Raw genomic sequence first — 9,455 nt, forward strand, 5'->3', positions numbered from 1 at the left:
GCGTTGTTACTCCGCCAAAAGTGCCTCGACCTCGTCCACCAGTTGCTCGTTGCCGGCCACGCACCAGGTCACCCCACCTGCGTCGACTTTGATGGCCTTCCCGCCGACACCTTCGACCAGCGCTTTACCGGGCAGCCAGTCCCAATCGGCGACCGAGTGTTGGATCCAACCGCCAATTCCGCTCGAGGCCACCGTGGCCAAATCGACAGAACCTGCGCCCCACATGCGCACCGTGGCGGCCTGGCTCGCAGCTCGCATCCAGGCGCCCCGAATGTCCGCGTTGTCCATGTCGCGCGGGTGCAGGTACGTGGCCAGCGCGAGCTGCGCCAACGGTGCGTTCTCCAAGTGAGGGATCTGTTCACCGTTGCGCTCGGAGGTTCCGCCGTGTGCCACCCAGGTCGTATCTAACGCGGGGCGCGTGATAGCGCTGGTGAGGATGCGTTCTGGATCGCTCGGTGCGCCGCTGACAAGCGCGAGCGCGGAGCAGAAATAGTCGGAGCCGCAGGAGAAGTTGTACGTCCCGTCCACCGGGTCAATCACCCACGTGCGACCCGAAGTAGATTCTTTGGCCGCGCCCTCCTCGCCCAGGATGCCGTCATCAGGGCGCAGCGCCATCAACGCGTCGGCCACGAAGCGCTCGGCGGCCATGTCAGCCTGCGTGACCACATCCGACACGGATGTCTTCTGCGACGTCTCCAAACCTTCGTTGCGCATGCGCAAAGCGAGCTCCCCGGCCGTGCGGGTCAGCGCCGCGGCGAGCTCGTGGTCGGGGGCGTCGGTATGGCTTTCGATGAATGCTGCGGTAGACACAGCAGCCATTATCCCCGAATTACTCCTTCACGTAGACGTTCGAGCCGAGCTCGCGGAACTCCTTGGCCATCTCGCGCTCGCCGCGGCGGAAATCCTCCCCGCCCGCGAAGGTGGGGATGCCCAGGTCGGCGATGAGCTTCTTGTTCTCGTCATCCAGCGCCTCGTCGATGGCATCACCGAACTCGTCGCGGATGTCCTGGCTGATGCGCATGGAGCAGAACTTCGGGCCGCACATGGAGCAGAAGTGCGCCGTCTTCGCAGGTTCAGCCGGCAGCGTCTCATCGTGGTAGGCCTGCGCGGTCTCCGGGTCAAGCGAGAGAGCGAACTGGTCGTTCCAGCGGAACTCGAAGCGCGCCTTGCTCATTGCGTCGTCCCAGTCACGGGCGCCCGGGTGGCCTTTGGCCACGTCGGCTGCGTGCGCGGCGACCTTGTACGTGATCACACCGGTCTTGACATCATCCTTGTTGGGCAGGCCCAGGTGCTCCTTCGGGGTGACGTAGCACAGCATCGCGGTGCCGCCCATGGCGATATTGGCGGCGCCGATTGCAGAGGTGATGTGATCGTAGCCCGGGGCGATGTCGGTCACCAGCGGGCCGAGGGTGTAAAACGGCGCGCCGCCGCACCACTCCTCTTCCTTCTCGTTGTTGACCTGGATCATGTTCAGCGGGACGTGGCCCGGCCCCTCGATCATGACCTGGACATCGTGGTCCCAGGCGCGCTTGCACAGTTCGCCGATGGTTTTCAGCTCAGCGAACTGTGCAGCATCGTTGGCGTCGGCGACGGAGCCGGGACGCAAACCGTCCCCAAGCGAGAAGGCGATGTCGTACTGGGCGAAGATCTCGCACAGCTCGTCGAAGTTCTCGTACAGGAAGGATTCCTTGTGGTGCGCGAGGCACCAGCCGGCCATGATCGAGCCGCCGCGGGAGACAATGCCGGTCACGCGCTTCGAGGTCAGCGGAACGTACGGCAGGCGCACGCCGGCGTGGACAGTCATGTAATCAACGCCCTGCTCAGCCTGCTCGATGACGGTGTCGCGGAAGATCTCCCACGTCAAGTCCTCAGCGACGCCACCCACTTTCTCCAGCGCCTGGTAGATCGGCACCGTGCCGATGGGAACCGGGGAATTGCGCAGGATCCACTCGCGAGTGGTGTGAATGTCGTTTCCGGTGGACAAGTCCATGACCGTGTCCGCGCCCCAGCGGGTGGCCCAGCGCAACTTGTCTACTTCCTCACGGATGGAGGAGGTCACGGCGGAGTTGCCGATATTCGCGTTGATCTTGGTCAAGAACGCATTGCCGATAATCATCGGCTCGCTCTCCGGGTGGTTGATGTTGTTCGGGATGATTGCGCGGCCAGCGGCGACTTCCTCGCGGACTTTCTCCGGAGAGCAGTGTTCGCGCAGTGCCACAAAGCGCATTTCGGAGGTGATCTCGCCGCGGCGGGCGTAGGCCATCTGGGTCACGCGCTTTCCGCTTTTCGCGCGCAGGGGCTCGCGCTTAGCCCCGCGCCACTCTTCGCTAGCGGCACCGCGTTTCATAGCGCGGACACCGTCGTCCTCGAGGTTGCGCTCGCGGCCGGCGTAGCTCTCCACGTCATCACGGGCTTCAATCCACTCGGTGCGCAGATCCGGCAGGCCCTCTTCCGGCTCAGCCCACGGGCCGCGTGTGCGGTAGATCTTGAACGGCGCGTTCGGGCCGGTCGGTGAGTCATCGAGCTGGATTTCCGTCTCCGGGACTTCCAGACCATCTTCCACGATCGGCGCGTACGAGTGCTTCAGGTGAATTTCCTGGGCGTAGATGTCGGCCATTGCCTCTCCTTTACTTCCTTCGCTGGTGCTAACCAGACAGGTTCGAACGGTGCTCGCACGGCCTATCAGTGCGATCTCAGCCCGCTGCCGCGGGCGCCCGTGTGGGGGTGTAGTTCGAGTCTATCGTCTCCTACTACACTGCGCTTACATGAATCCCGACACCAGCAACCGCATCCAGTCGCTCGACTCCACCTTGACCACCATTGAGAAGGTCATGGACCTCGAGGAGATGGACGCCCGGGCGCGCGAGCTGGAGCAGCAGGCCGCCGACCCGAGCCTGTGGGACGACCCCGAGCACGCTCAGAGCGTGACCACTGAACTCTCCAGCGTCCAAGCGCGCGTGCGCAGGGTGCGCAGCCTACGCCAGCGTATCGACGACTTGCCCGTCATGTACGAGCTCGCCGCGGAAGAGGGCGATTACACGCTTGCCGAGGATGAACTCGCTGACCTGACCACGGCCGTCGAAACCCTCGAAGTGACCACAATGTTGTCGGGCGAGTACGACCAGCGCGAAGCGGTGGTGAACATCCGCTCCGGAGCAGGCGGCGTCGACGCGGCGGATTGGGCAGAGATGCTCATGCGCATGTACATCCGTTGGGCGGAGAAGAACGGGCACAAGGTCGATGTCTACGACATTTCCTACGCCGAGGAGGCCGGCATCAAGTCGGCGACGTTCGTCGTGCACGGCGAGTACATGTACGGCCAGTTATCCGTCGAGCAGGGTGCGCACCGGTTGGTGCGCATCTCGCCGTTCGACAACCAGGGGCGCCGTCAAACCTCCTTCGCCGAAGTCGAAGTTCTGCCGGTGGTGGAGAAGACTGACCACATCGACATCCCGGACTCGGAAATCCGCATCGACGTCTATCGCTCGTCCGGTCCTGGTGGCCAATCGGTCAACACCACCGACTCGGCGGTGCGCATCACCCACGAGCCCACCGGCATTGTGGTGACCTGCCAAAACGAAAAGTCGCAGATTCAGAACAAGGCCTCCGCCATGAACGTCCTGCAGTCCAAGCTGCTTGAGCGCAAACGGCAGGAAGAAAAAGCTGAGCTCGACGCCCTCGGTGCTGGCGGCAACGCCAGCTGGGGCAACCAGATGCGCTCCTACGTCCTCCACCCGTACCAAATGGTCAAAGACCTACGCACCAACTACGAAGTAGGCGACCCGCAGAAGGTGCTCGATGGCGACATCGACGGGTTCCTCGAAAGCGGCATTCGTTGGCGCAGCACCGAATCTGCATGATCTGACTATGGCTTAGGTAGGCAATGACTCGTTCGGCGTAAGGAGCCTTTTTATGGGTGAAGCGCGCTCTAGTACGAATCTGGACAAGCCCCTGCGGGATGCGTCTCTGTCGCAAGCGGTGTACAGATTTTTTGCGAAGTTCTTTGTTTTCAAGGGACGAGCCTCGCGGAGCGAGTATTGGTGGGTCTTTCTTGCTATCACTGTGGGCTCAATCCCGGTCAGTATGCTCGAGATTCACTTCGGAATTCCGGTTGGCAAGGTGGTCGGGGTCATTCTTCTGATCCCGTTTCTGGCACTGATCTCGAGGAGGCTGCAAGACGCGGGTTTTTCAGGGCTTCTGACGATTCTCGTCTTTGTGCCTGTACTTGGATCGATAGCCATCATGATCATGACTCTCATGCCATCGGAGATGACCTCAAGCATGGACAGCGAAGGTTCTGAATGAACCGGTCGCCCTGTCGTGGTGTGCGGTGCTTTCCACCGTGCTTGAGCAGCTATTCTCCGTTGTCTTTGCTTCCTGCTGGAGGAACTCTCGCATCGCCATATCGCGCATTGTGGGCTTGTCCACCTTGCCGACGGGATTGCGCGGCAGATCTTCCACGGTAGTGATGTGTACCGGCCACTTGACCTTGGCCAACAGGGGACGGACGTGATCCAATAGTGCGGTTGTGTCGACAGTGGCGGGGTCGGAATTGCTCACGTAGGCGACGGGGACTTCCCCAAGCACTTCGTGCGGCAACCCGACCACAGCGGATTCGACAACGTCAGGGTGGGTGTTCAGCGCGTTCTCAATCTCGGAGGGGTAGAGGTTCTCTCCGCCGCGGATGATCATGTCTTTGATCCGGTCAACGAGGAACAGGAAACCGTTGTCGTCCAAGTAGCCGACGTCGCCAGTGTGGAGCCAGCCGTCGACGACGGTCTTCGCGGTTTCCTCTGGCCGGTTGAGGTAGCCGACCATGACGTTGTCGCCTTTGATCACCACCTCTCCGGCTTCCCCAGTGGGCAGAAAGCCGCCCTCGCCGTCGCTGATGCGCACTTCTTGTCCCGGTAGGGCTCGGCCCACGGTGCCGGCGGGCGGGTCGTCGTCAAGGCGGACAGCGGTCGAGCCGACGGTTCCCTCGGTCAGGCCGTACGCGCCGCGGATCTTCACACCGTACTTCTGCTGGAAGGATTCGATGAGCTGCACGGAGGCCGGTGCGGCGCCGCAGACAGCGAACTCGAGACTGGAGAAGTCGACACCGGAGTCCGGCGGCAGCTGCAGCAGGTAAGCGAAGATTGCCGGCACGGCGGAGAAGTATGTCGGCCGGTACTGTGCCACGGCGGAAATGAACTCCATTGGGTTGAAGCGGTCGAGGATGGTCACCTTGCCACCGCGGCTGTACGGCGCGAGGAAGCTGACCAGAATCGCGTTGGAGTGAAACAGCGGCAACGGCATCAGCGCGTGGATCTCACCGTCCATGTCCAGGGCGCCGGAGATGCTTTCCACCATGGCGTTGAGGTTGCTGTGGCTGAGCATAACGCCTTTCGGACGGCCAGTAGATCCGGAGGTGTAGACCAGTAGCGCGATGTCATCGGCTGAAGGTGGCTCGGGCAAGGAGCTGGGGGAGCTGGGCACTTCATGTTCGCGGTGCTGGCCGGATACTGCGAGCTCGAAGAGGGGTGCCACGCGAGCGCCGGGGAAGTAGTCCTCTGGTTGACGGGCGGCGAAGTCGTTCGTGGTCACCACGACCTTCGCACCGGAATCCTCGATCTGGTAGGCGGATTCAGGTGCCGCGAAGGTCGGGTTCATGGGTGTGCACGCGGCCCGCAGCCGCCATGCCGCCGCCATGGTGGTCAGCAGTTCAAGGCGGTTGGGCAAGAACGTGGCTACGACGTCGCCGGGGCCGACGCCCATCGCGGCTAGCTGGTGGGCGAGGATGTCTACTTCTTCGGCGAACTCTTGGCCGGTCAGAGAGCGGAAGGAATCCCGGAGGCGTGATCCTTCGATTCCCTGATGAAATTCGTGCCACGGCTGAAAGCGGTAATCGGTCATGATCCCTCCGATATGTGATGTGAGTTACACGGGTAAGGGTCACTATAGAGGTTCGGAGCCAGATGGTGAGTGAGGGGAAAGAATCTGCTGGTCCGCGGTAAGGGGTACCGTGCACGTCTGAGTACCTGCGGTTATGGGGCGCGTGATTTCTAACCGGGCGCGATCTGTCACTAGAGTGACACGGGTGATCACTTTCTCCAACGTGACAAAGGTGTACCCGACGTCCACGCGGCCGGCGCTCGACGACATCTCCGTCGACATCGAAAACGGGGAGTTCGTCTTCCTCATCGGCCCGTCCGGCTCGGGCAAATCGTCCTTCCTGGAATTGCTCATCCGCGAAGAGAACGTCACCTCCGGCGACATTTACTTCGACAAATTCCACGTCAACGCCCTCAAGGGGAGCGAGGTGAACAAGCTGCGTCAGTCCATCGGATATGTCTTCCAGGACTTCCGGTTGCTGCCGAAGCTCAACGTCTACGACAACGTTGCATTCGCCCTCGAGGTGATCGGTAAGTCGAAGACGAAGATCAACAAGCTTGTTCCGGAGGCCCTCGAGATTGTTGGGCTCGATGCCAAAGCGAACCGGATGCCGAATGAGCTTTCCGGCGGTGAGCAGCAGCGTGTGGCGATCGCGCGCGCGTTTGTCGACCGCCCTCGGCTTTTGCTTGCCGACGAGCCTACCGGCAACCTCGACCCCTCCACCGCCGACGACATCATGGCGTTGCTCGCCCGGATCAACCGGATGGGAACGACAGTGGTGATGTCCACGCACAACGCCCGTGCGGTCAACGACATGCGCAAACGCGTCATTGAGCTCCACCTGGGCAAGCTCATCCGCGACGATAAGCACGGTGTCTACGGGAGGGAAAGCTAATGAACTGGAACTTCATCTTCCGTGAGGGCTTCCGCGGTTTGGGCCGCAACCTCACCATGACGGTCGCGCTGATCATCACCACGGCTCTGTCCTTGGCGCTCGTGGGCGCCGGCATCCTCATGTCACAGGTAACCAGCGAGACGAAGGACCTGTATCTCGACCGCGTCGAAGTCATGGTTGAACTCAGTGATGAGGTTTCGGAGACGGACAAGGATTGTTCGTCGCAAAGCTGCACGCAGGTGCGCGATACCTTGCAGGCCGATGAACGCGTCGAGTCAGTGACTTTCCGCAACCGTGATCAGTCCTACGAGCGCTTCGTTGAGCTGTTCAAGGAGTCTGACCCGGTCCTGGTGGAGGAGACATCCCGCGATTCGATGCCGGCTGCACTGCACGTGCGGCTGGAGGATCCGACGGATACGTCGCCGATTGATGCTGTCCGCGACCTGCCCCAGGTCGCCTACGTGGCTGACCAAGCCAGTGATGTCCGCGGTCTCGCTGACTCGATGGATTCGTTCCGCAACGCCACCTTCATCATCGCGGCGGCTCAGGCGCTTGCTGCGATCTTCCTGATTTCCAACATGGTGCAGCTGGCGGCGTATTCGCGCCGCGAGGAAATCAGCATCATGCGCATGGTGGGTGCCAGCCGCTGGTTCACGCAGGCCCCGTTCATTCTCGAGGCAGCTCTCTCGGTGCTCATCGGCGGGATCATCGCTACGGTTGGCGTGTGGCTGATCAAGACCCAGATTGTCGACCAGATGCTCGACCCCGTCTACCAGAATCTGCTCATTGCCCGTCTGCCGGATTCCGCGGTGTGGACCGTCATGCCGCTGGTCAGCCTCGCCGCGCTGGTCGTGTCCGGCCTTGTCGCGCAGGTCGCGCTGCGCTCCTACGTCCGGAAGTAGCCTATGGCCAAGAAGAAGAAAACCGACGGCTCCAACGTCATTGCTTCCAACCGCAAGGCGCGCCACGATTACACGATCCTGGATACCTACGAGACAGGCATCGTGCTGCAGGGCACGGAGATCAAGTCGCTTCGCGACGGCAAAGCGTCCCTCGTCGAAGCCTTTGCCACCATCGACAACGGTGAAGTGTGGCTGCGCAACCTGCACATCCCCGAGTATTCGATGGGGTCGTGGACGAACCACTCACCGCGCCGCACCCGCAAACTGCTGCTGCACCGTCGCGAGATTGACACCCTCGAGGGCAAACTGCGCGACGGCAATCGCACCCTCGTTCCCCTGAAGCTCTACCTCAAGGAGGGCCGGGTCAAGGTCGAGCTTGGTCTGGCCCAAGGTAAACAGGATTACGACAAGCGCCGCGCCATCAAGCAGCGCACCGAGGACCGCGAGATCACCCGTGATCTGGGGCGGAAGCTGAAGGGGATCAAGGCTTAAGCCTGTTTCCACCTAGACTTGGTGGCATGAAAACAGCGTTAGTGACAGGGGCGTCCCGCGGCATCGGTCGCGCGATCGCGGAGGAGCTGGGTAAGGACCATCACATCATCGCCGGGGCGTCGCGCGACGCGTCCGATATTGTCGGTGCGTTGCCCAGCGCGGAACCGTTCGAAGTCGACCTGCGCGATACCGAGGCATTGCTTGAGGCTGCTTCGCGGATCGAGAACGTCGATGTGGTGGTCCTTGCCGCTGGTGTCCTGCACAAGGATCCCTTCGAGCAGATCTCCGATGAGCAATGGCGTGAAACGATGGATATCAACGTGCTCGCGCCCGTTACGCTCACGCGCGCATTGCTGCCTGCTTTGCGACGATCGGGTGGCCTGCTTGTGACCATCAACTCCGGCGCCGGTTTCCACGGGGTGGAAGAGAACACCGCTTACTGCGCCTCGAAGTTCGCGCTGCGCGGTTTCACCGATTCACTGCGGCTGGAGGAGAAGGGGCGCATCCGTGTGACCTCGATCCACCCGGGCCGGACCGACACCGACATGCTGGCGGACCCGAACCACGGCGACCGGCCGAAGATGGACGCGGGCAACGTGGCCAACGCCGTGCGCTTGGCGGTCGACGCGGGGCCGGGCGCGACTGTCGAGCACTTGCGTGTGGCCCCGTCAGGGATGTAAAGTAACTGCTCCTGCGGTGTTACTGTACGTTCCCGCCGCAGGAGGGAAGTGAAGTTCACTCCAAGGGGATGACTTGGTTTCGACTTCGCCGACTAAGCCAGGGGAAGCGTGCCGGTGCAGGCTGGAGACCACCGATTGAAGCGTCGCAGCATGTTATAAGCGCAGAGAAGAACTCTCAGCGTGACTACGCCCTCGCTGCCTAAGTAGCGACCGCGTGTCTGTCAGGCCGGGCTCGCTCCCGTCCCGGACCCTGGCATCGACTAGGGAGCTTGCCCTTCCACCGTGTCAGTGCGGTGATTGAAGGGGACACCTCTCACTGACTGGGCCCATCATCCGGACATGTTCGCCTGATCCGGAGGGTCGAGCAGAGATCTGTGCGGACTGCGCACGGAGAAGCCCTGGTGCGGTGGCGAAGGACGCGGGTTCAATTCCCGCCATCTCCACAACTGTCATCAGTCGCGACATTGTTGACATATGAGTCGCGACATGGTGGACAAACCGGCGTCTTGGTGTTTATTTTTTCCAAGGCGCCGGTTGTGGTTTTCAGGTCAGTGGGGGTTGGCCTTTTCGCCAGTATGGTTTTTGGTAGTTGCGGGATGTGTCGATGTAGTGCTC

Annotated in this window: 9 protein-coding genes, 1 other RNA gene and 1 riboswitch; of the genes, 7 read left to right on the forward strand and 3 right to left on the reverse strand. The window is 61.8% G+C overall.

The window, feature by feature from the left end:
• Positions 1-6 precede the first annotated feature (6 nt).
• Together KBX18_RS10465 and thiC are read right to left on the reverse strand one after the other, a co-directional pair.
• Positions 7-819, reverse strand: coding sequence for an inositol monophosphatase (locus KBX18_RS10465; protein ID WP_255995995.1), 813 nt, complete (start codon positions 817-819; stop codon positions 7-9).
• A 10-nt stretch (positions 820-829) separates the two neighbouring features.
• Positions 830-2,617 (reverse strand): phosphomethylpyrimidine synthase ThiC, encoded by a 1,788-nt coding sequence (gene thiC, locus KBX18_RS10470; protein ID WP_255995997.1) that lies wholly within the window; start codon positions 2,615-2,617, stop codon positions 830-832.
• A riboswitch (TPP riboswitch) is annotated at positions 2,615-2,728 on the reverse strand. It overlaps the preceding gene by 3 nt.
• Before the next feature lie 37 nt (positions 2,729-2,765).
• On the opposite strand from thiC, the gene prfB reads away from it, so the two are divergent.
• Together prfB and KBX18_RS10480 are read left to right on the forward strand one after the other, a co-directional pair.
• Positions 2,766-3,860: a peptide chain release factor 2 gene (prfB, locus tag KBX18_RS10475; protein ID WP_255995999.1), complete on the forward strand. Its 1,095-nt coding sequence runs from the start codon at positions 2,766-2,768 to the stop codon at positions 3,858-3,860.
• A gap of 52 nt (positions 3,861-3,912) precedes the next feature.
• The gene (locus KBX18_RS10480; protein ID WP_005291515.1) at positions 3,913-4,305 is read left to right on the forward strand and encodes a DUF805 domain-containing protein; all 393 of its coding nucleotides are present in this window, start codon (positions 3,913-3,915) and stop codon (positions 4,303-4,305) included.
• Here KBX18_RS10480 and KBX18_RS10485 read toward each other — a convergent pair.
• Positions 4,276-5,892: a class I adenylate-forming enzyme family protein gene (locus KBX18_RS10485; RefSeq protein WP_005291513.1), complete on the reverse strand. Its 1,617-nt coding sequence runs from the start codon at positions 5,890-5,892 to the stop codon at positions 4,276-4,278. The genes KBX18_RS10480 and KBX18_RS10485 overlap by 30 nt on opposite strands.
• Positions 5,893-6,076: 184 nt before the next feature.
• Between KBX18_RS10485 and ftsE the strand changes: the two genes are divergently transcribed.
• The 5 genes from ftsE (at position 6,077) to ssrA (ending at position 9,286) form a co-directional block, all read left to right on the forward strand.
• Complete coding sequence (ftsE, locus tag KBX18_RS10490; RefSeq protein WP_005291511.1) at positions 6,077-6,766, forward strand: cell division ATP-binding protein FtsE; 690 nt, start codon at positions 6,077-6,079, stop codon at positions 6,764-6,766.
• Positions 6,766-7,668 (forward strand): permease-like cell division protein FtsX, encoded by a 903-nt coding sequence (gene ftsX, locus KBX18_RS10495; protein ID WP_255996003.1) that lies wholly within the window; start codon positions 6,766-6,768, stop codon positions 7,666-7,668. The genes ftsE and ftsX overlap by 1 nt, the downstream gene beginning before the upstream one ends.
• A 3-nt stretch (positions 7,669-7,671) precedes the next feature.
• The gene (gene smpB / locus KBX18_RS10500; protein WP_005291508.1) at positions 7,672-8,160 is read left to right on the forward strand and encodes an SsrA-binding protein SmpB; all 489 of its coding nucleotides are present in this window, start codon (positions 7,672-7,674) and stop codon (positions 8,158-8,160) included.
• Between the two features lie 26 nt (positions 8,161-8,186).
• A complete protein-coding gene (locus KBX18_RS10505) occupies positions 8,187-8,840 on the forward strand; it encodes an SDR family oxidoreductase (protein ID WP_255996006.1) in 654 nt (217 codons plus the stop codon).
• A gap of 64 nt (positions 8,841-8,904) precedes the next feature.
• Positions 8,905-9,286, forward strand: a transfer-messenger RNA (tmRNA) gene (gene ssrA / locus KBX18_RS10510).
• Positions 9,287-9,455 lie beyond the last annotated feature (169 nt).

Source organism: Corynebacterium sp. CCUG 69979, assembly GCF_024454095.1.
Classification (GTDB): domain Bacteria; phylum Actinomycetota; class Actinomycetes; order Mycobacteriales; family Mycobacteriaceae; genus Corynebacterium; species Corynebacterium genitalium.